Here is a 22,398-nt window from a genome sequence, read left to right as displayed (position 1 = left end):
GCGCATTCCCGCGGAATCGCCCGCAAACCGGGAGATCTCCGGTATTTGACGCAATAATCGCGTCGCATCGCACCGGAATTTGCAGGAAATGCGGACGAATTTCCTTGCTTATCCGCAGCCCCCTTCCTAGAGTTCAGCGCAAGCGGGCACTCATTTCGAAGGAAGTTCGATGACCGACATCACGGACCACGCGCGCGGCGCATTGCGCGCGCAACCGTTCAGCATGCTGCTGGGCACGGAGCTGATGCATATCGGCGACAACGAAGTGTCGCTGTGTCTGCCCGTGCGCGAGGAACTGCGGCAGCAGCACGGTTTCGTGCACGGCGGCGTCATCAGCTATCTCGCGGACAATGCGCTGACGTTCGCGGGCGCGCTCGTGCTCGGCCCGCGCGTGATCACCGCGGAATACAAGATCAACTACCTGCGGCCGGCCGTGAACGGCACGCTCGTCGCGCGCGCGAAGCTCGTTTATGCGGGACGGCACCAGGCGACCTGCCAGTGTCACGTGTTCGTCATCGACGGCGATCACGAGCGGCTCGTCGCGATCGCGCAAGGCACGATCAACCGCGTCGGCGACGGGAAGATGTCGGATGCGCCGGAGGAAACGGCGTGAGACGGGCCGGATAACGGTCTGAGCGGCCGCTACCCGATTTCGCACAGCAAGCCTTCGCGCCGCTAACCGGCGGCGTCGTCAGCCAGCGGCAAGAAACGCGGCGCCACGCGCGCCCGCACGTTTCCGTTCTCGTCAGTTCGATAGATCCCGCGCGCCGCGTTGTGCGGATGTACGGCCGCGTCGGCCACGCTCAGCACCGGCGCGAAACACGCGTCCGTGCCTTCGAGCAGCGCGCGCCAGTGCGCGGACGGCTGCTGCGCGAACACGTCGGCAAAACGCGCCTTCAGCGCCGGCCAGCGCGCGCGGTCGTACTGCGATGCCGGATCGACGTCGGCCAGCCCGAGCCGTTCGACCAGCAACGCATAGAACGGCGGTTCGAGCGCGCCGATCGTCACGTACTCGCCGTCCGCGCAGCGATACACGTCGTAGAACGGCGCATCGTGGAACAGGCTCGGCTGCGCGCCGTCGAGCTGCCCGTTCGCTCGCGCCCACAGCGCAAGCGAGCCGAGCATCGACACGATGTCGACGATCGCGCCGTCGACCACGCGCCCCGGCCCGCCGCCGCGAACGTCGAACAGCGCGCAGACGATCCCGAACGCGAGCCCGAGCGCGCCGCCCGCATCGCCGACGACGGTCGGCGGCACGCCCGGCCGGCCGTCGCGCGGCGCGGACAGCGACAGCAGCCCCGTCAGCGCGACGTAGTTCAGGTCGTGCCCGGCCGCGGCCGCGAGCGGGCCGTGCTGCCCCCAGCCGGTCATCCGCCCGTACACGAGCTTCGGGTGGCGGCGCGAGCAATCGTCGGGCCCGAGACCGAGCCGCTCCATCACGCCGGGCCGCAGCCCCTCGATCAGCGCATCGGCCTGTGCGATCAGGTCGAGCGCCGCATCGCGGCCGGCCGGCGCCTTCAGGTCAAGCTCGACGATCGTCTTGCCTTCGCGCAGCAGATCGCCGTCGCGGGCCCGCAGCGCGTCCGGCGCGCTCGTGCGGCCGGACGGGCGCGCGATCAGCGTGATCCGTGCGCCCATCCCGGCGAGCATCCAGCCCGCGAGCGGGCCGGGGCCGAGACCTTCGAATTCGACGATGTGGATGCCGGAAAGCGGCGCGTTCAATGCCATGGCGACCTCGCTGAAATGCAGCCGGAACAGGAGCGGCGAAACTTCCCGATTCTATGCGAATGCCGGCTCGCGCCGGCGTCGGCCGACTAGTCGACTAGCCGGCTGCCGCATCCGGACGCCGTGCGTCAAGCGCCTCCCGCATCGCCTTCACGATCGCGTCGCGACGCGCGTCGATCCTCTCGACGGGACCGGCCACCCCCATCGCCAGCGGCAGGCCGTTCCAGCCGTCCGCGATCACCATCGAGATCATCGCCGCGCCCTGCGTGACCGTATGCGCCGAATACGAATAGCCGAGCCGGCGCGTCTGTTCGACCTTGTCGAGCACGACATCCTCGTCGATCGTCCTGCCCGACTTCCCGATCCTGCGGATGCTGCGCGAGACGAGCCGGCGGATCGCGCTGTCCGGCTGAAGGCTCAGCAGCGCCCAGCCGAGCCCCGACATACACATCTCGCGACGCGTGCCGATCGGCGCGTAGAACTGGATCGGAATCGTATGCGAACCCTCGACCGCATCGATGTACTGCACGTACAGATCGCTCTGCACCGCGATCACGACCGCCTCGTGCGTACGTGCCGCCAGTCGCTTCGCGACGGCATGCCAGTGCCGCCGGCTGCCGGCCGCCGAATCGACCAGCGCTTCGCCGAGATTGACGAGCCGCGCGGTGGGCGCACACGCGTGGGTCGCGTCGTCGTACGCGAGATAGCCGAGCGCCTTCATGCTGGTCAGCAGCGCCGCCGCGCTCGACCCCGGATACCCGCAGCGCGTGGCGATCTCGCGCACGCTCAGCGGCCGCTGCAATGTGCTGAAGAGTTCCAGTACCTCGAACACGCGCGCCGCGCTCTTGACCACGTTTCCGCTCATCCCGCCCTCTCCGCAGCTACCGGGACGGGCCTTCCACATATGTGGAACGGAATTTCCCGCCGCCAACCGTCGTGACGATACTAGGCTTCGGCCCGCGACGTGAAGTCCCGCGGCACAGAACACACGGAGACACCAACCATGGCAGCCTTTCTGATCCGTGAACGGCAGGGCCCGATCCTGACCGTCACGATGAACCGTCCCGAAACCCGCAACGCCATTTCGGACACCGATGCGATCGACGCGCTGACCGAATGCTGCGACGACGCGAACCGCGACGAATCGATCCGCGTGCTGGTCCTGACCGGCGCCGGCACGACGTTCTCGTCGGGCGGCAACGTGAAGGCGATGCGCGCGTTCATGGAATCGGACCCGCACGATCTCGCCGCGATCCGGACCAGCTACCGTCGCGGCATCCAGCGCCTCGCCCAGGCGTTCCGGCATCTCGAAGTGCCGGCCATCGCGGCGGTCAACGGCCCGGCGATCGGCGCCGGCACCGATCTCGCGTGCATGTGCGACATCCGCATCGCCGCCGACCGCGCGCGCTTCGCCGAGAGCTTCATCGCCCTCGGCCTCGTGCCCGGCGACGGCGGCGCATGGTTCCTGCCGCAGATCGTCGGCGCCGCCGTCGCCGCGGAAATGTCGTTCACGGGCGACGCGCTGGACGCACAAGCGGCGCTGCGCTGCGGGCTCGTGTCGCGCGTCGTGCCCGACGGCGACCTCCTCGCGCACGCCCACGAACTCGCCGGCCGCATCGCCCGTCACTCGGGTACCGCGTTGCGCCTGACCAAGCGGCTGCTGCGCGAAGGCCGCCATGCAAGCCTCGACACGCTGCTCGACCTGTCCGCGTCGTACCAGGCGTTCGCGCACGCAACGCCCGAACATCGCGCGGCGGTCAACGCGCTGTTCGCCGCGCGCGGCTGAACCAGCGACACATCACGGCCGTGCAGCCGGCGCGTGCCGGACTGCCGGCGCATCGCATCCACATCGAAGGAGACATCGTCATGATCAGCAGTACCGAAGGCGCGCTCGCAGGCGTGCGCGTGGTGGACCTGAGCCGCGTCTATGCGGGGCCGTTCTGCGCGCAGACGCTCGCCGACCACGGCGCGGACGTCATCAAGATCGAACCGCCGCAGGGCGACGAGACGCGCGACTGGGGGCCCGCGATGCCGAACGGCATTTCCAGCTACTACTGGGGGCTCAACCGCAACAAGCGCAATCTCGCACTCGACCTGTCGCATCCCGACGGACGCGACGTGCTGTTCCGTCTGCTCGAAACAGCCGACGTGCTGATCGACAACTTCAAGCAAGGCACGCTCGAACGCTGGGGCATCGGCTACGAGGACTGCCTGCGCGAGCGCTTCCCGCGCCTCGTTCATTGCTCGATCTCCGGATACGGCACCGACGGCCCGCTCGCGCGCTTTCCGGGCTACGACGCCGTCGCGCAAGGCCTCGCCGGCTTCATGTCGATCAACGGCGAGCCGGGCGGCATGCCGCTCAAGGTGCCGTTCCCGGTCGTCGATTTCGCGGCCGGCCTGAGCGCGGTATCGAGCGTCCTGCTCGCACTGGTCGAACGGACGCGCTCCGGCCTCGGGCAGCACGTCGACATCGACCTGTTCAGCACCGCGCTGTCGATGCTGCATCCGGTCAGCACGAGCTGGATCGCGACCGGCGAGGTTCCCGTCGCGACCGGCAACGTGTACGGCGCGATCGCGCCGTACGGCGTCTATCCGTGCAAGGACAAGCCGGTCGCGACCGGCGCCGGCAACAACCGAACGTTCGCACGGCTCGTCGACGCGCTCGGCGTGCCCGAGCTGGCGCGCGACCCGCGGTTCGCGACCAACGCGCAGCGCGTCGCGCATCGCGACGCGCTCGACACGCTGCTCGGCCAGCTGACCGCCGAGCTGCGTGCCGACGACGTCGTCGAGCGGCTGATGCAGGCCGGCGTCGCGACCGGGCCGGTCAATACCGTCGCCGATGCATTCGGCCACCCGCAGGCCGCGCGCAACGCGATGTTCGTCGACACCGACACGTACACCGGCGCAGGCATCCCCGCCAAACTGTCACGCACGCCCGGCTCGATACGCCGGCCGCCCCAACCGTTCGCCGCCGACACCGACGCCGTGCTCGACGCGTTCGGCATCGACGCAGCGCGCCGGGATGTACTGCGGCAGGCTGGCGTACTCCACGACACGCGCGCGGACGCCACCGGGAGCACGTCATGAGCGCGTCCGGCTCGTTTTCCTCGCTGACGGGCGACGACGCGCCGTCGATCTTGCGCAACGACGACGACGGCATCGCGTGGCTGACGATCCATCGCCCGCACGTCGCCAATGCGCTGTCCGCCGAAGCGATCCGGCGCCTGTGCGACGAACTCGTCACGCTCGACGACAACCCGTCGATCCGCGTCATCGTGATCCGCGGCTCGGGCGAACGCGCGTTCAGCGCGGGCGTCGATCTCGGCGATCCCGAGATACGCGGGATGCAGCCGATGCGCGGGCTCGCCCGCAACGTGCACGAGCTGATTCTCGAACTGCGCAAGCCGACGATCGCGGCCGTCAACGGCCACGCCATCGGCGGCGGCTGCGAAATCGCGCTCGCGTGCGACCTGCGGATCGCCGCCGATCACGCGACCTTCGCGCTGCCCGAAGCGCGGGTCGGGATGGGCGCGAACTTCGCGAGCGTGCTGCTGCCGCGCCTGCTGCCGCGCGCGATCGCGATGGAGCTGCTGTTCACGGGCCGCCGCTTCGACGCGGACGAAGCGCAGCGCGCCGGCTTGCTGAACTGCGTCGTCCCCGGCGCCGCACTCGACGACACCGTGCGCGAACTGGCGCAGACGATCGCCGCGAACGCGCCGCTCACGATCCGCCGCATCAAGGAAACCGCGACGCGCAGCCAGGGGCTGCCGGTGGCCGCCGCGCTGCGGCTGGACGTCGGCCCCGACGTCTACGCGAGCGAGGACCGGATCGAGGGCGCCCGCGCGTTTCTCGAGAAGCGCAAGCCGGTATTCAAGGGGCGCTGAACCCGATACGGCACGGCGACACCCCGCGCGCAACCGCTCCCAGAACGCGGGCGCGCAAAAAAAAGACATGGAACGGAGACACCTTCATGCAACGGAAAGCACTCCTGATCGGCGTGTGCATGCTGTGCGCCACGTCGGCGCACGCGTCGTCGGTCACGCTGTACGGGATCGTCGACAGCTACGTCGAATTCGATCGCATCGGCAGCCTGTCGAGCGTGCGGCAAAGCGGCGGCGGCTCGTCGACGAGCCGCTTCGGCCTCACGGGCGTCGAGGATCTCGGCGGCGGCACATCGACGAAGTTCGTGCTGGAAAGCGGCTTCTCGCCGGCCGACGGATCGTTCCAGGGCGGCACGCTGTTCTACCGGCAGGCCTACGTGTCGCTGCAGAACACGCGCTACGGCGACCTCCGGCTCGGCCGGCAATACACGCCCGCGTTCTACGTCGTGTATGACGGCGATCCGTTCGGGCTCAACGAACGATTGTCGCCGCTCGCGCTGCTCGCGACGTCGACCGACACGATCACGAGCAACACGACCCCGCCGATTCCGCGCTTCAACCAGGCGGCGTCGTATCTGAGCCCCGACTGGAACGGCCTGCGCGTGATGGCCACGTACGGCTTTCCGACGCCGAACGCGCTGTCGACGCAAGCCGGGCGCAACTACGGCGCCGGGCTCCAGTACCGGATCGGCGGGCTCTACCTCGGCGCCGGCTTCCAGGGCGACACATCGGCCGGCAACCTGGCGCCCGTCGTCTCGCCGTCGACGACGCGCCACTACGTATTCGCGGCCAACTACGCGTTCGCGCGCGTCAAGCTGTACGCCGCGTTCCTGTACGGCGTCGGCACGGCGCCGCACCTGCCCGCGTTCTCGACCGCGAGCGCCGGCGCGTCGATCAACGTCGGCGCGCTCGATCGCGTGCTCGTCTCGATCGTGCGCCGCGACGTGAAAGGCTCGGCGAACGACGCGACCGCGCTCGGCGTCGGCTACGACCATCCGCTGTCGAAGCGCACCTCGCTCTATGCACGCTATCTCTACATGAAGAACGGCGGCGACGCCCGCAACACGGTCGTCGTCGGCCTGCAGCCGCAACCGGGCGGCACCGAGCAGGTGTTCGCGCTCGGCATCGTTCACCGCTTCTGACGGAGTGTCCATGACCCCGACCCTTTCCACTCACCCGGCCGCCGTCGACGAGCGCGCGACGCAGGCGCTCTACCGCCGGATCTCGCGCAGGCTGCTGCCGTTCCTGATCCTCTGCTACACGCTGTCGTTCATCGACCGGATCAACATCGGTTTCGCGCACGCGCAGATGGCCGCCGAACTGCATTTCTCCGACGCCGTCTACGGGCTCGGCGCGGGCATCTTCTTCATCGGCTACATGGCATTCGAGATTCCGAGCAACGCGTTGCTTGCGCGGATCGGTGCACGCAAGACGATCGCCCGGATCATGGTGCTGTGGGGGCTCGGCTCGGCCGCGACGATGTTCGTCACGACGCCCGCGCAGTTCTACGCGTGCCGCTTCCTGCTCGGCGTGTTCGAGGCCGGCTTCTTCCCCGGCATCCTGTTCTATCTCGGCGCGTGGTATCCGCCGCGGCAGCGCGCGAAGGCATTCGCGCTGTTCATGACCGCGCTGTACCTCGCGGGACTGATCGCCGGCCCCGTGTCGGGCGCGATCCTCTCTTACTTCGACGGCGCCGCCGGCCTGAGCGGCTGGCAATGGCTGTTCCTCGTCGAAGGGCTGCCGAGCAGCGTGCTCGGCCTCGTCGCGCTGCGCTTTCTCGACGACCGGCCGGGCGACGCACGCTGGCTGTCGGATGCCGACAAGGCCGCGCTGCGCGCCGCGCATGCGCAGGCCGAAGCCGGCACGCCGGACGCAAACGCGGCGCGGCCACTGCTCGCACACCGCGACTTCTGGCTGCTGTGCGCGGCCAATTTCGCGATCGCGGCCGCCGGCTACGCGCTCGTGTTCTGGATGCCCGTGATCCTGCATCGCGGCGGGCTGCATGGCGCGATGCAGATCGGTCTGCTGTCCGCGCTCCCCTACCTGTGCGGCATCGTCGGCATGCTCGCGATGGGCTGGCGCACCGAGCGCCGGCGCGAATGGCGCGGGCACGGCGCCGTCGCGATGCTCGCGTGTGCGGCCGCGCTCGCCGGGCTGGCGAGCGTCGGCGGCACATCGCACCTGCTGATCGCGCTCTGCCTCGCGGTCGCCACGCACGCCGCGTCGTTGCCCGCTTTCTGGGTGCTGCCGGGGCTCGCACTGCCGAAGCGCTCGATGGCGGTCGCGATCGCGGCGATCACGATGTCCGGCGCGATCGGCGGGTTCGCGAGCCCGTTTCTGATGGGCGTGCTCAACACGGCCACCGGGTCGATGCGCGGCGGGCTGTATTTCAACGCCGCGCTGCTCGCGGCCGGCGCCATCGCGTTGCTCGGCACGCTGCGCGGCCGCGCGGTGTCACGCGCGAACGCCGGCTGACGGCATCGACCTCCCTTTTCTCCCACTCATCGACTCCCATGAATTTCGACCTTGAACTCGAACACCGGATGATCCGCGACCTCGTCGCACGTTTCGTGAAGGACGAGCTGATTCCGCTCGAAGCAGCCGTCATGGCGCGCGAGGCCGACGGCCAGCGTTTCGGGCTGCTCGACGATGAACGCTCGCACCTCGACGAGCGTTCCCGACAACTCGGCCTGTGGGGCCTCGACGCGCCACTCGATGCCGGTGGCTCGGACCTGCCGGCCGTCGCGATGGTCGGCGTGAACGAGGCGATCGGCACGACCGTGACACCGTACATCCTGCCGCCCGATTCACCGAACCTGCGGATGCTGTGCGAAGTGGCCGACGACGCACAGCGCGCGCGCTATCTCGCCCCGTACGCACGCGGCGTCACGCACGCCGCGATGGCGATCTCCGAACCCGGCGCCGGCTCGGATCCGGGCGCGTTGTCGACGACGGCCGTGCGCGATGGCGACAGCTGGGTACTGAACGGCCGGAAGATCTGGATCAGCCACGCGCCTGAAGCCGACTGGACGATCGTGATGGCGCTCACCGATCGAAGCAAGGGCAAGCGCGGCGGCATGTCGGCGTTCATCGTCGATCGCGACACGCCGGGCTTCGTCATCGAGCGCCGGATCCCGATGATCGGCGGACTGTCGACGTATGAAATCGTGCTGGAGGACTGCCGCATTCCCGCGGCGCAACTGCTGGGCCAGGAAGGCGCCGGCTTCGCGCCGATGCAGGCACGGCTCGCGAACCGGCGGCTGGAGATGGCCGCGTGGTGCATCGGCCGCGCCGAGCGCGCGGTCACGATGCTGTGCGACTATGCGAAACAGCGCAAGACCTTCGGTGTGCCGCTCGCGGAACGCCAGGCGGTCCAGTGGTGGGTCGCCGACGCGCTCACGCAGATCCACGCGTGCCGCCTCATGACCTACGAAGCGGCCGCGCGCGTGGATGCCGGGCAGGATGCACGCACGCAGATTTCGATGGTCAAGGTGTTCGCCACCGAAATGGCATCGACCGTCATCGATCATGCGATGCAGACGCTCGGCGCGATGGGCATGACGAAGGAAATGCCGTTGCAGCAGATGGCCAGCGAAGCGCGGTTGATGCGCATCTTCGAAGGCCCGACCGAGGTGCACCGTTGGGTCATCGCGCGCAGCGTGCTCTGACCACGGCGCACCTCCTACCTTCATGATGGAGCCACGCGTTGGACACCCTGCATCTCGTCGATCCTGAAATCCGCCCGCTGCTCGAGACCTGGCCGACCGTCACGCTCGGCGTCGAAAACCTCGCGCAGTCGCGCGAACGCGTGCTTCCGCTGCCGCCGCCCGACCTTGCCGGCAGCACGCTCGAACGCCACATGGTGCCCGGTCCCGCCGGCGCGCCGGACGTCCCGGTCCTCGTCTACCTGCCCGACGATCACGCGCGCCCGCTCCCGGCGATCGTCCACATGCACGGCGGCGGCTTCGTGCGCGGCAAGGCGAAGGATCTCGAGGCGGTGCACCGGTCGCTCGTCACGCAGCTCGGCTGCGCGCTGATCTCGATCGACTACCGGCTCGCGCCGGAAACCGTGTTTCCCGGCGCGATCGAAGATTGCTACGCGGCGCTCGCCTGGGTCTTCCGCCATGCCGATACGCTCGGCATCGACGCAACGCGGATCGGCGTGGCCGGCGAAAGCGCGGGCGGCGGGCTCGCCGCCGCGCTGGCGCTGCTGGCCGGTGACCGCGGCGAATACCGGCTCGCGTTCCAGCACCTGGTCTATCCGATGCTCGACGATCGCACCTGCACGCGCACGCCGCATCCGCATACCGGCGAATTCGTCTGGCATGCGGCCAACAACCGGTTCGGCTGGACCTCGCTGCTCGGTCACGCGCCAGGCATCGACGGCGTGTCGCCCTACGCGGCCGCCGCGCGCGCCACGCGGCTCGACGGCCTGCCGCCCGCGTTCCTGTCGGTCGGCTCGCTCGACCTGTTCCTCGACGAAAATCTCGACTATGCGCAGCGCCTGCTCCGCGCGGGCGTGCCGACGGAACTGCACGTGCTGCCCGGCGGCGTGCACGGTTTCGACATCGTGCCTGGCGCACGCGTGTCCGAAACGGCGCGCCGCCTGAGCCACGACGCGCTGCGCCGCTTCCTGCACGGCTGACGAAAACGACGCGGGCGGCCGAAGCCGCCCGCATCTCCATCGATACCGCCCGCAACGATCAGAACGCGTCGCCCGGCACCCGCACCCAGCCTTCCATCAACACGCGCGCGCTGCGGCTCATGATCGCCTTCGTGACGCTCCACTCGCCGTTCTCGAGCTGTGCTTCCGCGCCGACGCGCAGCGTGCCCGACGGATGGCCGAAGCGCACCGCGTTGCGTGCGCCGCCGCCCGCCGCGAGATTGACGAGCGTGCCGGGGATCGCCGCGGCCGTGCCGATCGCGACTGCCGCCGTGCCCATCATCGCGTGGTGCAGCTTGCCCATCGACATCGCGCGCACCAGCAGGTCGACGTCGCCCGCGTTCACGCGCTTGCCGCTCGATGCGACGTAATCGGCCGGCTTCGCGACGAACGCGATCTTCGGCGTGTGCTGCCGCGTCGCGATTTCATCGAGCGTATCGATCAGGCCCATGCGCAGCGCGCCGTGCGCGCGGATCGTCTCGAACTTCTCGAGCGCCTTCGCATCGCCGTTGATCGCGTCCTGCAGCTCGGTGCCCGTATAGCCGATCGCTTCCGCCTCGACGAAGATCGTCGGGATGCCCGCGTTGATCATCGTCGCCTTCAGCGTGCCGACGCCCGGCACCGCGAGATCGTCGACGAGGTTGCCGGTCGGGAACATCGACCCGCCCGCCCCTTCTTCCTCGGCGGCCGGGTCCATGAATTCGAGCTGCACTTCGGCGGCCGGGAACGTGACGCCGTCCAGCTCGAAGTCGCCCGTCTCCTGCACCGCGCCGTTCGTGACCGGCACGTGCGCGATGATGGTCTTGCCGATGTTCGCCTGCCAGATCCGCACGGTCGCGACGCCGTCGCGCGGCACGCGCACCGGATCGACGAGCCCGCCGCTGATCGCGAACGGGCCGACGGCCGCCGACAGGTTGCCGCAGTTGCCGGTCCAGTCGACGAACGCCTTGTCGATCGCGACCTGGCCGAACAGGTAGTCGACGTCGTGGCCGGGCCGCGTGCTCTTCGACACGATCACCGTCTTGCTGGTGGACGACGTCGCGCCGCCCATCCCGTCGATCTGCTTGCCGTACGGATCGGGGCTGCCGATCACGCGCAGCAGCAGCGCGTCGCGCGCGGCGCCCGGCGCCTGCGCGGCGTCCGGCAGATCCTGCAGCCGGAAGAATACGCCCTTGCTGGTGCCGCCGCGAATGTAGGTCGCGGGAATCCTGATTTGAGGAATGTGAGCCATATGTGTGTTCCCAATGTGCGCCCGTCAGGCCGCCTGCGACGATTCGAGGAAGTCCTGCGCGAAACGCTGCAGCACGCCACCCGCTTCGTAGATCGACACTTCCTCGGCCGTATCGAGCCGGCACGTCATCGGCACCTCGACGCGCTCGCCGTTCTTGCGGTGAATCACGAGCGTCAGGTCGGCGCGCGGCGTGCGCTCGCCGATCACGTCGAAGGTCTCGGTGCCGTCGATGCCGAGCGTCGTCCGGTTCGTGCCCGGCTTGAACTCGAGCGGCAGCACGCCCATCCCGATCAGGTTCGTGCGGTGGATCCGCTCGAAGCCTTCGGCGGCGATCGCCTCGACGCCCGCGAGCCGCACGCCCTTCGCGGCCCAGTCGCGCGACGAACCCTGGCCGTAGTCGGCACCGGCCACGACGATCAGCGGCTGCTTGCGATTCATGTACGTCTCGATCGCTTCCCACATCCGCATGACCTTGCCTTCCGGCTCGACGCGCGCGAGCGAGCCCTTCTTCACCGCGCCGTCGACGACCGCCATCTCGTTGATCAGCGTCGGGTTCGCGAAGGTTGCGCGCTGCGCGGTCAGGTGGTCTCCCCGGTGCGTCGCGTACGAGTTGAAGTCTTCTTCCGGCAGGCCCATCTTCGCGAGGTATTCGCCGGCCGCGCTATCCAGCAGGATCGCGTTCGACGGCGACAGGTGGTCGGTCGTGATGTTGTCGCCGAGCACCGCGAGCGGGCGCATGCCCTGCAGCGTGCGCTCGCCGGCCAGCGCGCCTTCCCAGTACGGCGGACGGCGGATGTACGTGCTCTGCGCGCGCCAGTCGTACAGCGGCGCCGCGCGCTCGCCCGCATCGGCGCTGCGCGCGAACATCGGTTCGTAGACCTTGCGGAACTGTTCGGGCTTCACGCTCGACGCGACGATCGCATCGATCTCCTCGTCGGTCGGCCAGATGTCCTTCAGCGTGACGGGCTTGCCGTCCTGGTCGTGACCGAGCACGTCCTTCTCGATGTCGAAGCGGATCGTGCCGGCGATCGCATACGCGACGACGAGCGGCGGCGACGCGAGGAACGCCTGCTTCGCATACGGGTGGATGCGGCCGTCGAAGTTGCGGTTGCCGGACAGCACGGCCGTCGCGTACAGGTCGCGATCGACGATCTCCTGCTGGATCTTCGGGTCGAGCGCGCCCGACATCCCGTTGCAGGTCGTGCACGCGAACGCCACGATGCCGAAGCCGAGCTTCTCGAGTTCGGGCAGCAGGTTCGCTTCTTCCAGATACAGCTCGACCGCCTTCGAGCCGGGCGCGAGCGAGCTCTTCACCCACGGCTTGCGCGTGAGGCCGCGCGCGTTCGCGTTGCGGGCGAGCAAGGCCGCGGCGATCACGTTGCGCGGGTTGCTGGTGTTCGTGCAGCTCGTGATCGCGGCGATGATCACCGCGCCATCGGGCATTTCGCCCGCTTTTTCTTCCCACTGACCGGCAATCCCGCGCGCGGCGAGATCGGACGTCGGCAGCCGCTTGTGCGGGTTCGACGGGCCGGCCATGTTGCGCACGACGCTCGACAGGTCGAACGTCAGCGTGCGCTCGTATTGCGCGTTGGCGAGCGTATCGGCCCACAGGCCCGCTGCCTTCGCATAGGTCTCGACGAGCTTCACCTGCTCGTCGCTGCGGCCGGTGAGGCGCAGGTAGTCGGTCGTCTGGCCGTCGATGAAGAACATCGCGGCCGTCGCGCCGTATTCGGGCGCCATGTTCGAGATCGTCGCGCGATCGCCGAGCGTGAGGCTCGCCGCCCCTTCGCCGCGGAATTCCAGGTACGCGCCCACCACCTTTTCCTTGCGCAGGAACTCGGTCAGCGCGAGCACGACGTCGGTCGCGGTGATGCCGGGCTGGCGCTTGCCGGTCAGCTCGACGCCGATGATGTCGGGCAGGCGCATCCACGACGCGCGGCCGAGCATCACGTTCTCGGCTTCGAGGCCGCCCACGCCGATCGCGATCACGCCGAGCGCGTCGACGTGCGGCGTGTGGCTGTCGGTGCCGACGCAGGTGTCCGGGTACGCGACGCCGTCCTGCGCCTGGATCACCGGCGACATTTTCTCGAGGTTGATCTGGTGCATGATGCCGTTGCCCGGCGGGATCACGTCGACGTTCTCGAACGCCTTCTTCGTCCACTCGATGAAGTGGAAGCGATCCTCGTTGCGGCGATCCTCGATCGCGCGGTTCTTCGCGAACGCATCCGGATCGAAGCCGCCGCATTCGACGGCGAGCGAGTGGTCGACGATCAGCTGCACGGGCACGACCGGGTTCACCTTCGCCGGGTCGCCGCCGCCGTCGGCGATCGCGTCGCGCAGGCCGGCGAGATCGACGAGCGCCGTCTGCCCGAGGATGTCGTGGCACACCACGCGCGCCGGAAACCACGGGAAGTCGCGTTCACGCTTGCGCTCGATGATCTGCTTCAGCGACTCGGCGAGGATCGCCGTATCGCAGCGGCGCACGAGGTTTTCGGCGAGCACGCGCGACGTGTACGGCAGCGTGTCGTAGGCGCCGGGCGCGATCGCGTCGACCGCGGCGCGCGCGTCGAAATAATCCAGCGACGTGCCGGGCAGGGGTTTGCGGTTGGCGGTATTCATGATGTGGGGCGGGAATCTGGGTATGACGTTCCGCGCGCGCCGGCAGCCCGCATCACGGGCGCCGGCACGCGCGGCGGGCGATCAGCGCTTCTCGATCGGCACGAACTGCAGGTCTTCCGGGCCCGTGTAGTTCGCGCTCGGGCGGATGATCTTGTTGTCGACGCGTTGCTCGATGATGTGCGCGCTCCAGCCCGACGTGCGCGAGATCACGAACAGCGGCGTGAACATCGCGGTCGGCACGCCCATCATGTGATACGACACCGCGCTGAACCAGTCGAGGTTCGGGAACATCTTCTTCGCATCCCACATCACCGATTCGAGACGCTCGGCGATGTTGTACAGCTTCACGTCGCCCGCTTCCTTCGACAGCTTGTGCGCGACGCCCTTGATCACCTTGTTGCGCGGATCCGAGATCGTGTAGACCGGGTGGCCGAAGCCGATCACGACTTCCTTGTTCTCGACGCGGCGGCGGATGTCGGCTTCGGCGTCGTCCGGCGAGCTGTAGCGGCTCTGGATTTCATACGCGACTTCGTTCGCGCCGCCGTGCTTCGGCCCGCGCAGCGCGCCGATCGCGCCGGTGATCGCCGAGTAGATGTCCGAGCCCGTGCCCGCGATCACGCGGCCCGTGAACGTCGATGCGTTGAATTCGTGCTCCGCGTACAGGATCAGCGACGTGTGCATCGCCTCGACCCACGACTTCGACGGCGTCTTGCCGTGCAGCAGGTGCAGGAAGTGGCCGCCGATCGAGTCGTCGTCGGTTTCCGTTTCGATGCGCTTGCCGTTGTGCGAGAAGTGATACCAGTACAGCAGCATCGAGCCGAGCGACGCCATCAGGCGGTCGGCAATGTCGCGCGCGCCCGGCAGGTTGTGGTCGTCCTTCTCCGGCAGCACGGTACCGAGCACCGACACGCCGGTGCGCATCACGTCCATCGGGTGCGCGGACGCCGGGATCTGCTCGAGCGCCACCTTCAGCGCGCTCGGCAGGCCGCGCAGCGCGCGCAGCTTGGTCTTGTATGCGGCCAGTTCGGTCAGGTTCGGCAGCGTGCCGTGCACGAGCAGGTGCGCGATTTCCTCGAATTCGCACGATTCGGCGACGTCGAGAATGTCATAGCCGCGGTAATGCAGGTCATTGCCGGTCTTGCCGACCGTGCACAGCGCCGTGTTGCCGGCCGTCACGCCCGACAGCGCCACCGACTTCTTCGGCTTGAATGCGCCTGCGGCGGCCGGTGCTGCTGCGTCTTTCGTCTCGCTCATCTCTGGATTCTCCGATTTGTCGGCCAGTGTTGGCGCCTCAGCGCTTGTGCTGGCCCCATACAACGTTCAGATTCGTGTCTCGTGGGGGCGGGCCGCGTTACTTCTTGCCCTGCGCGAACAGCTCGTCGAGCTTGCGTTCGTATTCGTGATAGCCGAGGAAGTCGTACAGCTCGGCGCGCGTCTGCATCGTCGGCACGGCTGCCTTCTGCGTGCCGTCGCGCCGCAGCGTTTCGTAGAAATTCAGCGCGGCCTTGTTCATCGCGCGATACGCGCCGCAGCAGTACAGCGCGATGTCGACGTTCGCCTCGCGCAGTTCGTCGAGCGTGAACAGCGGCGTCGAGCCGAATTCGGTCAGGTTCGCGAGGATCGGCACCTTCACGGCGGCCTTGAAGCGGCGGTAGTCGTCGAGCGACTTCATCGCTTCCGGGAAGATCATGTCCGCGCCGGCTTCGACGTAGGCCACCGCGCGCTCGATCGCCGAGTCGATCCCTTCGGCGGCGGCTGCATCGGTGCGCGCCATGATCACGAACTGGTCGTCGGTACGCGCATCGACCGCGGCCTTCACGCGATCGACCATTTCCTCGACCGGCACGACTTCCTTGCCCGGACGGTGGCCGCAACGCTTCTGGCCGACCTGGTCTTCGAGGTGGACGGCCGCGACGCCGGCCTTGATGAACGAGCGGACCGTACGTGCGATGTTGAACGCGCCGCCCCAGCCCGTGTCGATGTCGACCAGCAGCGGCAGGTCGGTCGCGTTGGTGATCCGGCCCGCGTCGATCAGCACGTCTTCCATCGTGCTGATGCCGAGGTCGGGAATGCCGAGCGAGTTTGCGGCGACGCCGCCGCCCGACAGGTACACGGCCTTGAAGCCGACGGCCTGCGCCATCTTGGCCGCGTACGCGGTGATCGCGCCGACCACCTGCAGCGGTTGTTCCGCCGCGACTGCCGCGCGGAATTTCGCGCCGGCGCTCTGAAGATGCGTATTGCTCATGAACGGCCTCCTGATGGAATGCCCGATAACAGCAAGGACCGGGCCAGCTCGCGAAACGTCGCTAACCCACTGATTCTTAAGCAACCGCCCCGGGCGCTACAGCGTCCTGAGATTTCAATTCGGCAATTTCATGTTTCAAAAATGAAATCGCACGCGCATAATCGGCCGTCATGGACCTCTCCTCGACCAAGCCCGCCGGCCCGGCCGACCGCACGGTGCGCCCGCGCATCTGGGCGATGGGCATCAGCCGCCTGCGCGACCTGTTTCGCGAGATCGCCGGCGAATTCGACGAACGCGCCGACGTGCGCATCGTGACGCGCGCGTATGAGGATGCGCTCAGCGCGATCGCCGAGGCCGGCGCCACGCGGCCCGACGTGATCGTCGCGGCCGGCTCGAACGGCGGCTTCCTGAAAACGCGTGCGCAGGTGCCGGTGGTGGTCGTGTCGCCGACCGGCTTCGACGTGATGCAGGCGCTCGCACGCGCGCGGCGCGACGCATCGCGGATCGCACTCGTCAGCGCCGGGGAAACGCCGCCCGAGGTGCGCCGCTTCGTCGCCGCGTACGGCCTCGACGTGCAGTTTGCGTCATATCAGTCCGCGCAGGAAGCGGAAGCCTGCGTGCACGACCTGCGCGATCGCGGCATCGAAACGATCGTCGGCCCGGGCCTCGTCACCGATCTCGCGGCCAGCGCCGGCATGGGCGCGGTGTTCCTGTATTCGCACGCTTCGGTGCGCAAGGCCGTCGAGACGGCGCTCGAAGTCGCGTATGCGACGCACGCCGAGGGGTTCCGCCGCCAGCGGCTCGACACGCTGCTGCAACACCTGCGCGATGGCGTGGTCGCGCTCGACGCACGCGGCCGCGTCGAGGCGATCAACGAGCGGCTCGCGTCGGCGCTCGGGGTCGAACCCGCGGCGGCCGTGGGCCGCGCGCTCGTCGACCTGCGCCCCGAGCTGCGCACGCTGCGCGGCGAGGACGGCGACGCGCTCGCGACTGTGCGCGGCGTGCGCTACGTCGTGCATCGCGGGCCGCTGGTCGATCGCGGCGTGACGTCGGGCAGCGTGCTGACGTTCCAGGAATCGCGCGCGGTCGAACGGCTCGACCGCGCATTGCGTTCGCAGCCGACCACGCAGCAGTTCGCCGCGCGCTACGCGCTCGACGACGTGGTCGGCGCGTCGGCGCCGATGGCGCGCGTGCGCGACCTCGTGCGCCGCTACGCGAAATCCGACGCGACCGTGCTCGTGCTAGGCGAAAGCGGCACCGGCAAGGAAATGATCGCGCAGAGCCTGCACGCGCTGTCCGCGCGGCGCAGCTATCCGTTCGTCGCGGTCAACTGCGGCGCGTTTCCGGAAGCGCTGCTCGAGAGCGAACTGTTCGGTTACGAGGAAGGCGCGTTCACCGGCGCGCGGCGCGGCGGCAAGACCGGCCTGTTCGAGGCCGCGCACCGCGGCACGCTGTTTCTCGACGAGATCGGCGAAATGCCGCCGTCGCTGCAGAGCCGGCTGCTGCGCGTGCTGCAGGAGCGCGAGGTGATCCGCCTGGGCTCGACCGAGCCGATCCGCATCGACGTGCGCGTGATCGCCGCGACGCATCGTCCGCTGCTCGCGGCCGTCGAGGCCGGCACGTTCCGCGCGGATCTCTATTACCGGCTCAACATCCTGAACGTCGGCCTGCCGCCGCTGCGCGAGCGCGCGGCCGACATTCCCGCGCTCGCGGCAACGCTGCTCGTGCAGGCCGCACGACGCGAACCGCGCCTCGCCGAACGCCTGCGCGACGCCGATGACGCGACGCGCGTGCTCGGCGCAACCCGGGCGACGCTCGCGCGCTACCGGTGGCCCGGCAACGTGCGCGAACTGCAGAACGTGATCGAGCGGATCGCGGTGGAGCTGGCCGAGGAAGCCGACGAAAACGATCCGGCCGCCGCTTGCGGCGCGCTCGATCCCGACGCGCTGCAGGCGATCGCGCCCGAGCTGTTCGCGGCGCCGCCCGACGCGGCCGACATCGACGATGCGCAGACACTGCACGCGCGCCGCCGCCGTGCCGAAGCCGACGAGATCCGCGCGGTGCTCGACGCGTGCGGCGGCGACCGCGACCGCGCGTGCGCGATGCTCGGCATCAGCAAAACGACGCTGTGGCGGAAGCTGTCGGTGAAATAGGCAGGCCGGATTCGACGCGCCGGCGCGCTTGCCTGAAACGGTCCGTCACTCGGCCTTGTGATAGTGGCGGTACGCCTTCGCGCGATTGCCGCACGACGACATCGAACACCAGCGGCGGCTGCCGTTCTTGCTGTCGTCGATGAACAGCCACTGGCAGGCGTCGTTCGCGCAACGCTTGACCTTCGCGAGCCGCGCCCCGCCGAGCAGGTCGATCGCCGACCACAGCACCGGGCTCAGCAGCGCCGCGAGCGTGGCGCCCGTGCCGCCGATCCGCCACCCATAGGCGCCGTCGATGCGCGCCAGCGCGACGCGCGGCGCCGCTTCTGCAAGAAAACCGCCGAGCAGCGCCAGATCGTCGGCGTGCGGCTCGCGCTGCTCGGCCTGCGCATGAAAGAGCCGATACAGCGCCTCGCGCAACGCGAGCGCGCGAGCGAGCGTCGCCGGTTCGTCCCCCTTCTCCCGTACGTGACACGCGTCGGCCAGACTGGCCGGTACGCCTGCCTGCTCGCGGCACCACGTGACCAGGTCGTCCAGCGTCCCGAGGGTTTCAGTCGGCGCATCGGCGCCGCGCCAGTACAGCGTGTTCGCGAAATCGATGCTCAGCGTTTCCGGCGGCGCCGGAATCAGGCAGTCCGTCATGACGGAAGGTTGCGTTTTGCTCATGACGCGATCGTATCTAACCATCATGCCGGTTGACAAGCTTCCGGCCGCTTTCTAACATAACCATCATGGTGGTTATGAACGGGTTGGCTGCACTGGCCCCTTCAGATCAAGGAGACACAGATGATCGATCGGCTTTCCTTCGGTGTTATCCACAACGACCGCAGCCGCGCGTCGTACGACAGCACGCTCGGCGCGCTTCGCTGCAAGCGGCTGGCATGGTGCCTGTAAGCCGGCTTGCTGCACTGACGTCCCCCTCAGTTCAAGGAGCCCACAGATGATCGATCACCTTTCCTTCGGCGTCGCCCACATCGGCCGCAGCCGCACGTTCTACGACAGCACGCTCGGCGCGCTCGGCTACAAGCGGCTGTATAGCGACGACGGCTCGATCGGCTACGGCGCGACCGAACCGGTGCTGTGGCTGCAGCATGCAGCTCGCCCCATCGCCGCCGATCCCGAGTCCGGGTTGCACCTGTCGTTCAAGGCAGCGTCGCCCGTCGAGGTCGACGCGTTCTACCGCGCCGCGCTCGAGCACGGCGGCCAGGACAACGGCGGGCCCGGCAAACGCGAGCACTACGGCCCCGGCTATTACGCGGCGTTCGTCGTCGATCCCGACGGATACCGGCTGGAAGCGCATTGCGAACTGGACAACATCGTGTGACCCGTTCGCGTACGAACGCCAAGGGCCCGATTCCTCTTGATGCGGAATCGGGCCCTCGCTTTTGAATCATCGCCGTCCGGTTGCCGACGACCCCCGCAGGCGGTCGTTCAGCGGAATCGCGGCATGCGCGGTTATTGCGCGCCGCGCGTGCGCTGCAACTGCTCGCCAGGCCCTTCGATGCCGAGGCGCACCGCAGGCAAGCTGTGGTATTCGGTGAACTACCGCGCTTGCGGCAAGCCCGCCGCCGGCACCTGCTGGGGCTGGTAAGCGAGCGGCCTGGCGCGGCGTTTTCACATTCAGACGTCGCCCTGCATCGCGGGGCGGCTCTTGACCTTGCCCAGCCAGGCCTGCACCTTCGGGTGCGCGGCCACCGGCGCGCCCACCATGGCGGAATACCCGACCACCGACCCGACCACCAGGTCCGCCAGCGAGTATTCGCCGCCCAGCATCCAGGGCTGGCGCGCCAGGTGCGCATCCAGCAGCCCTAGCAGGGAATCCAGGTCGGCGGTGGCGCGCGCGGCCTGGCCGGCATCGCGAATCTGTTCATCGCCGTGGGTCGTGAGGAACAGGCGCGACAGCACCGCGCCATACGTCACGTAGGCCCAGGCGCACCACGACAGGGCGGCCAGCCGCTCGGGGGTACCGGCGACGGGCCACAGGCCTTGCTTGACACCCCAGTTCTCGCCCAGCCACAGATGGATCGCCAGGGCCTCGAACATCGGCGCGCCGTCCACCGTCAGCGTGGGCACCTTGCCATTGGGATTGAGGGCCAGGAATTCGGGGCGGCGCTGTTCGCCCGCGCGGATATCCACCTTGACGCGTTCGTGCGGGACCTGCAATTCGGCCAGGGCGCAGGCGATGGGGGAGGCGCTGGACTGGGGGTGCCAATAGAAAACGATAGACATGGAAAAGGCTCCGGATTTCGGGGGGTGAGTGCCGCGGCCCCGTGGCCGCTGACGACGGACGAACTGTAGAATCCATTGCGGACAGTTTCTGCCCTCGATACGAGGTATCGTCGCCCCACCATGCTCAGTTCCAGCAACCGCCTGCTCCGCCTGCTTTCCCTGCTGCAGACCCGCCGCCATTGGGCCGGCGCCGAGCTGGCGCAAGCCTTGGCGGTGCACCCGCGCACGCTGCGGCGCGACATCGACCGGCTGCGCGAACTGGGCTACCCGATCCAGGCCAGCAGCGGCGTGGCGGGCGGCTACGCGTTTCGCGCGGGCAACACGCTGCCGCCCCTGCTGCTGGACGACGACGAGGCCATGACGGTGGCCATCACGCTGCGCACGGCGGCCACCGGGTCGATCGGCGGGGTGGAAGAAGCCGCGCTGCGCGCCCTGGTCAAGCTGGAACAGGTCATGCCCACGCGGCTGCGCCACAAACTGGATGCGCTGCGCTCGGCCATCGTGCCGCTGCCGCGCGCCGGCCCATTGGTGGACGCCGGCCAGCTGGCCACGCTGGCGGCCGCCTGCCGCGATCAGCTGCGCGTGAATTTCGACTACGCCGACAGCCGCGGCCAGGCCAGCACGCGCCAGGTCGAGCCGCAAGGGCTGGCGCACACGGGGTGGCGTTGGTATCTGGTGGCGTGGGACCCGGCGCGCGACGACTGGCGCACCTTCCGGCTGGACCGCATTGCCGGCCCCGTGGCGCTGGGCGCGCACTTCGCGCCGCGGCCGCCCCCGGAAGGCGGCGACCTGCGCGCGTATGTGGCGCGTTCCGTGGGCCAGGCGCCCAATGCCGAAGAAGCCCGCATCGTGCTGCATGCGCCGCGCGCGGTGATGGCGGCGCGCATTCCCGCATCGGCCGGCCAGGTCGAGGCGCTGGACGACGACAGCCGCTGCCTGCTGCGCTGCACAGGGCAATCGCTGGAATCGCTGACGTACTGGCTGATGGCGCTGGAAGTGGAATTCGAGGTGCTGGCGCCCGACTCGCTGGCGCTTCGCTTTCAGGCGGCGGGCGAACGTGTCGCCCGCATGCTGCAACGGCGCGAGACGGGCGGCCAGACTTAAGCGCGCAGCCGGCTCGCCGACATGGAGGCTGACGTCGTGCCGAAAGGCGGAACTGACGTGTCGTCGCCCCCGTAAGGAGGTCAGCTGGCCAGCTTGGCCTGGTTGGCCTGGTTGGCCTTCGACAGCTGCTTCATCATCAATGACACTTTCTCGGCGACCTTCAGCTTGTCGGCGGCCGACACGGCGTCGTAGTCTTTCTTGGAAATACCCAGCGACTAGCGACGACGGCGCCATCGGGCACGGCACGACCGAACCGGAGCTGTGGTTGCAGCACGCTGCCCGCCCAGTCGCCGCCGATGCCGAGTCGGGGCCGCACCTGTCGTTCAAGGCGGCTTCGCCCGTCGAGGTCGACGCGTTCTGCCGCGCCGCGCTCGAGCACGGCGGCCAGGACAACGGCGGGCCTGGCAAGCGCGAGCACTACGGCCCCGGCTACCACGCCGCGTTCGTCGTCGATCCCGACGGGTATCGGCTGGAAGCGCATTGCGAACTCGACAACGTCGTGCGATCGAGCCCGCATACACCACGTACAAACGGCAAGGGCCCGATTCCGC

The 22,398-nt window shown here is 68.8% G+C and carries 19 protein-coding genes and 1 pseudogene; 12 read left to right on the top strand and 8 right to left on the bottom strand.

The features are described from left to right. The first annotated feature begins 169 nt into the window (after positions 1-169). Positions 170-613 (top strand): PaaI family thioesterase, encoded by a 444-nt coding sequence (locus ACWMMN_RS17740; protein ID WP_059238587.1) that lies wholly within the window; start codon positions 170-172, stop codon positions 611-613. 62 nt (positions 614-675) lie between these two features. Here the strand turns inward: ACWMMN_RS17740 and ACWMMN_RS17735 are convergent, their stop codons facing one another. Both ACWMMN_RS17735 and ACWMMN_RS17730 read right to left on the bottom strand, forming a co-directional pair. Further along, entirely contained in the window at positions 676-1,728 is a 1,053-nt protein-coding gene (locus ACWMMN_RS17735; RefSeq protein WP_059238585.1) for a CaiB/BaiF CoA transferase family protein, read from the bottom strand. 94 nt (positions 1,729-1,822) lie between these two features. Further along, on the bottom strand, positions 1,823-2,590 hold the full coding sequence (locus tag ACWMMN_RS17730) for an IclR family transcriptional regulator (protein WP_486423726.1): 768 nt from the start codon (positions 2,588-2,590) through the stop codon (positions 1,823-1,825). 138 nt (positions 2,591-2,728) lie between these two features. Here ACWMMN_RS17730 and ACWMMN_RS17725 point away from each other — a divergent pair, with 138 nt between their 5' ends. The 7 genes from ACWMMN_RS17725 (at position 2,729) to ACWMMN_RS17695 (ending at position 10,251) form a co-directional block, all read left to right on the top strand. Continuing rightward, positions 2,729-3,511 carry a crotonase/enoyl-CoA hydratase family protein gene (locus tag ACWMMN_RS17725; RefSeq protein WP_486423725.1) on the top strand — a complete coding sequence of 261 codons (783 nt, stop codon included), beginning with the start codon at positions 2,729-2,731 and terminating at the stop codon, positions 3,509-3,511. Between the two features lie 80 nt (positions 3,512-3,591). Continuing rightward, positions 3,592-4,812 carry a CaiB/BaiF CoA transferase family protein gene (locus tag ACWMMN_RS17720; RefSeq protein WP_059240878.1) on the top strand — a complete coding sequence of 407 codons (1,221 nt, stop codon included), beginning with the start codon at positions 3,592-3,594 and terminating at the stop codon, positions 4,810-4,812. Then, positions 4,809-5,609, top strand: coding sequence for an enoyl-CoA hydratase/isomerase family protein (locus tag ACWMMN_RS17715; RefSeq protein ID WP_174991631.1), 801 nt, complete (start codon positions 4,809-4,811; stop codon positions 5,607-5,609). Before ACWMMN_RS17720 ends, ACWMMN_RS17715 begins: the two co-directional genes overlap by 4 nt. An 86-nt stretch (positions 5,610-5,695) precedes the next feature. Beyond that, positions 5,696-6,748: a porin gene (locus ACWMMN_RS17710; protein ID WP_340625602.1), complete on the top strand. Its 1,053-nt coding sequence runs from the start codon at positions 5,696-5,698 to the stop codon at positions 6,746-6,748. Between the two features lie 10 nt (positions 6,749-6,758). Continuing rightward, positions 6,759-8,081 (top strand): MFS transporter, encoded by a 1,323-nt coding sequence (locus ACWMMN_RS17705; protein WP_486423724.1) that lies wholly within the window; start codon positions 6,759-6,761, stop codon positions 8,079-8,081. A gap of 38 nt (positions 8,082-8,119) precedes the next feature. Further along, complete coding sequence (locus ACWMMN_RS17700) at positions 8,120-9,274, top strand: acyl-CoA dehydrogenase family protein (protein WP_059238574.1); 1,155 nt, start codon at positions 8,120-8,122, stop codon at positions 9,272-9,274. Between the two features lie 38 nt (positions 9,275-9,312). Beyond that, on the top strand, positions 9,313-10,251 hold the full coding sequence (locus tag ACWMMN_RS17695) for an alpha/beta hydrolase (protein WP_059238572.1): 939 nt from the start codon (positions 9,313-9,315) through the stop codon (positions 10,249-10,251). Positions 10,252-10,309: 58 nt separating this feature from the next. Here ACWMMN_RS17695 and prpF read toward each other — a convergent pair whose 3' ends face one another. The 4 genes from prpF to prpB form a co-directional block, all read right to left on the bottom strand. Beyond that, complete coding sequence (prpF, locus tag ACWMMN_RS17690; RefSeq protein ID WP_059238570.1) at positions 10,310-11,500, bottom strand: 2-methylaconitate cis-trans isomerase PrpF; 1,191 nt, start codon at positions 11,498-11,500, stop codon at positions 10,310-10,312. Between the two features lie 24 nt (positions 11,501-11,524). Continuing rightward, positions 11,525-14,119: a Fe/S-dependent 2-methylisocitrate dehydratase AcnD gene (gene acnD, locus ACWMMN_RS17685; RefSeq protein WP_486423723.1), complete on the bottom strand. Its 2,595-nt coding sequence runs from the start codon at positions 14,117-14,119 to the stop codon at positions 11,525-11,527. Positions 14,120-14,200: 81 nt separating this feature from the next. Further along, the gene (gene prpC, locus ACWMMN_RS17680; protein WP_059238566.1) at positions 14,201-15,373 is read right to left on the bottom strand and encodes a bifunctional 2-methylcitrate synthase/citrate synthase; all 1,173 of its coding nucleotides are present in this window, start codon (positions 15,371-15,373) and stop codon (positions 14,201-14,203) included. Between the two features lie 97 nt (positions 15,374-15,470). Then, on the bottom strand, positions 15,471-16,364 hold the full coding sequence (gene prpB / locus ACWMMN_RS17675) for a methylisocitrate lyase (RefSeq protein WP_059238564.1): 894 nt from the start codon (positions 16,362-16,364) through the stop codon (positions 15,471-15,473). Positions 16,365-16,534: 170 nt separating this feature from the next. Between prpB and prpR the strand changes: the two genes are divergently transcribed. Next, the gene (prpR, locus tag ACWMMN_RS17670; protein WP_174991639.1) at positions 16,535-18,517 is read left to right on the top strand and encodes a propionate catabolism operon regulatory protein PrpR; all 1,983 of its coding nucleotides are present in this window, start codon (positions 16,535-16,537) and stop codon (positions 18,515-18,517) included. Positions 18,518-18,562: 45 nt separating this feature from the next. Here the strand turns inward: prpR and ACWMMN_RS17665 are convergent, their stop codons facing one another. Beyond that, the gene (locus tag ACWMMN_RS17665; RefSeq protein ID WP_486424115.1) at positions 18,563-19,204 is read right to left on the bottom strand and encodes a CGNR zinc finger domain-containing protein; all 642 of its coding nucleotides are present in this window, start codon (positions 19,202-19,204) and stop codon (positions 18,563-18,565) included. 250 nt (positions 19,205-19,454) lie between these two features. Here ACWMMN_RS17665 and ACWMMN_RS17660 point away from each other — a divergent pair, with 250 nt between their 5' ends. Next, positions 19,455-19,838: a VOC family protein gene (locus ACWMMN_RS17660; RefSeq protein WP_059238558.1), complete on the top strand. Its 384-nt coding sequence runs from the start codon at positions 19,455-19,457 to the stop codon at positions 19,836-19,838. Between the two features lie 296 nt (positions 19,839-20,134). Here ACWMMN_RS17660 and ACWMMN_RS17655 read toward each other — a convergent pair whose 3' ends face one another. Beyond that, positions 20,135-20,743, bottom strand: coding sequence for a glutathione S-transferase family protein (locus ACWMMN_RS17655; RefSeq protein WP_059238555.1), 609 nt, complete (start codon positions 20,741-20,743; stop codon positions 20,135-20,137). Between the two features lie 120 nt (positions 20,744-20,863). Here ACWMMN_RS17655 and ACWMMN_RS17650 point away from each other — a divergent pair, with 120 nt between their 5' ends. Together ACWMMN_RS17650 and ACWMMN_RS17645 are read left to right on the top strand one after the other, a co-directional pair. Next, positions 20,864-21,847, top strand: a complete 984-nt coding sequence (locus ACWMMN_RS17650; protein WP_059238553.1) for a helix-turn-helix transcriptional regulator — start codon at positions 20,864-20,866, stop codon at positions 21,845-21,847. A 217-nt stretch (positions 21,848-22,064) separates the two neighbouring features. Beyond that, a pseudogene (locus ACWMMN_RS17645) lies at positions 22,065-22,349 on the top strand (VOC family protein); the annotation flags it as partial. Between the last annotated feature and the right edge of the window lie 49 nt (positions 22,350-22,398).

This window comes from Burkholderia cepacia complex sp. TUM26381, from assembly GCF_057439935.1.
This window is presented reverse-complemented; position numbering and strand designations above follow the sequence as displayed.

What these genes read in the sequence shown, in the direction of transcription:
- ACWMMN_RS17740 (WP_059238587.1), top strand. Translation starts at nt 170, where the DNA reads ATGACCGACATCACGGACCACGCGCGCGGCGCATTGCGCGCGCAACCG.
- ACWMMN_RS17735 (WP_059238585.1), bottom strand. Translation starts at nt 1,728, where the DNA reads ATGGCATTGAACGCGCCGCTTTCCGGCATCCACATCGTCGAATTCGAA.
- ACWMMN_RS17730 (WP_486423726.1), bottom strand. Translation starts at nt 2,590, where the DNA reads ATGAGCGGAAACGTGGTCAAGAGCGCGGCGCGCGTGTTCGAGGTACTG.
- ACWMMN_RS17725 (WP_486423725.1), top strand. Translation starts at nt 2,729, where the DNA reads ATGGCAGCCTTTCTGATCCGTGAACGGCAGGGCCCGATCCTGACCGTC.
- ACWMMN_RS17720 (WP_059240878.1), top strand. Translation starts at nt 3,592, where the DNA reads ATGATCAGCAGTACCGAAGGCGCGCTCGCAGGCGTGCGCGTGGTGGAC.
- ACWMMN_RS17715 (WP_174991631.1), top strand. Translation starts at nt 4,809, where the DNA reads ATGAGCGCGTCCGGCTCGTTTTCCTCGCTGACGGGCGACGACGCGCCG.
- ACWMMN_RS17710 (WP_340625602.1), top strand. Translation starts at nt 5,696, where the DNA reads ATGCAACGGAAAGCACTCCTGATCGGCGTGTGCATGCTGTGCGCCACG.
- ACWMMN_RS17705 (WP_486423724.1), top strand. Translation starts at nt 6,759, where the DNA reads ATGACCCCGACCCTTTCCACTCACCCGGCCGCCGTCGACGAGCGCGCG.
- ACWMMN_RS17700 (WP_059238574.1), top strand. Translation starts at nt 8,120, where the DNA reads ATGAATTTCGACCTTGAACTCGAACACCGGATGATCCGCGACCTCGTC.
- prpF (WP_059238570.1), bottom strand. Translation starts at nt 11,500, where the DNA reads ATGGCTCACATTCCTCAAATCAGGATTCCCGCGACCTACATTCGCGGC.
- acnD (WP_486423723.1), bottom strand. Translation starts at nt 14,119, where the DNA reads ATGAATACCGCCAACCGCAAACCCCTGCCCGGCACGTCGCTGGATTAT.
- prpC (WP_059238566.1), bottom strand. Translation starts at nt 15,373, where the DNA reads ATGAGCGAGACGAAAGACGCAGCAGCACCGGCCGCCGCAGGCGCATTC.
- prpB (WP_059238564.1), bottom strand. Translation starts at nt 16,364, where the DNA reads ATGAGCAATACGCATCTTCAGAGCGCCGGCGCGAAATTCCGCGCGGCA.
- prpR (WP_174991639.1), top strand. Translation starts at nt 16,535, where the DNA reads ATGGACCTCTCCTCGACCAAGCCCGCCGGCCCGGCCGACCGCACGGTG.
- ACWMMN_RS17665 (WP_486424115.1), bottom strand. Translation starts at nt 19,204, where the DNA reads ATGATGGTTAGATACGATCGCGTCATGAGCAAAACGCAACCTTCCGTC.
- ACWMMN_RS17660 (WP_059238558.1), top strand. Translation starts at nt 19,455, where the DNA reads ATGATCGATCACCTTTCCTTCGGCGTCGCCCACATCGGCCGCAGCCGC.
- ACWMMN_RS17655 (WP_059238555.1), bottom strand. Translation starts at nt 20,743, where the DNA reads ATGTCTATCGTTTTCTATTGGCACCCCCAGTCCAGCGCCTCCCCCATC.
- ACWMMN_RS17650 (WP_059238553.1), top strand. Translation starts at nt 20,864, where the DNA reads ATGCTCAGTTCCAGCAACCGCCTGCTCCGCCTGCTTTCCCTGCTGCAG.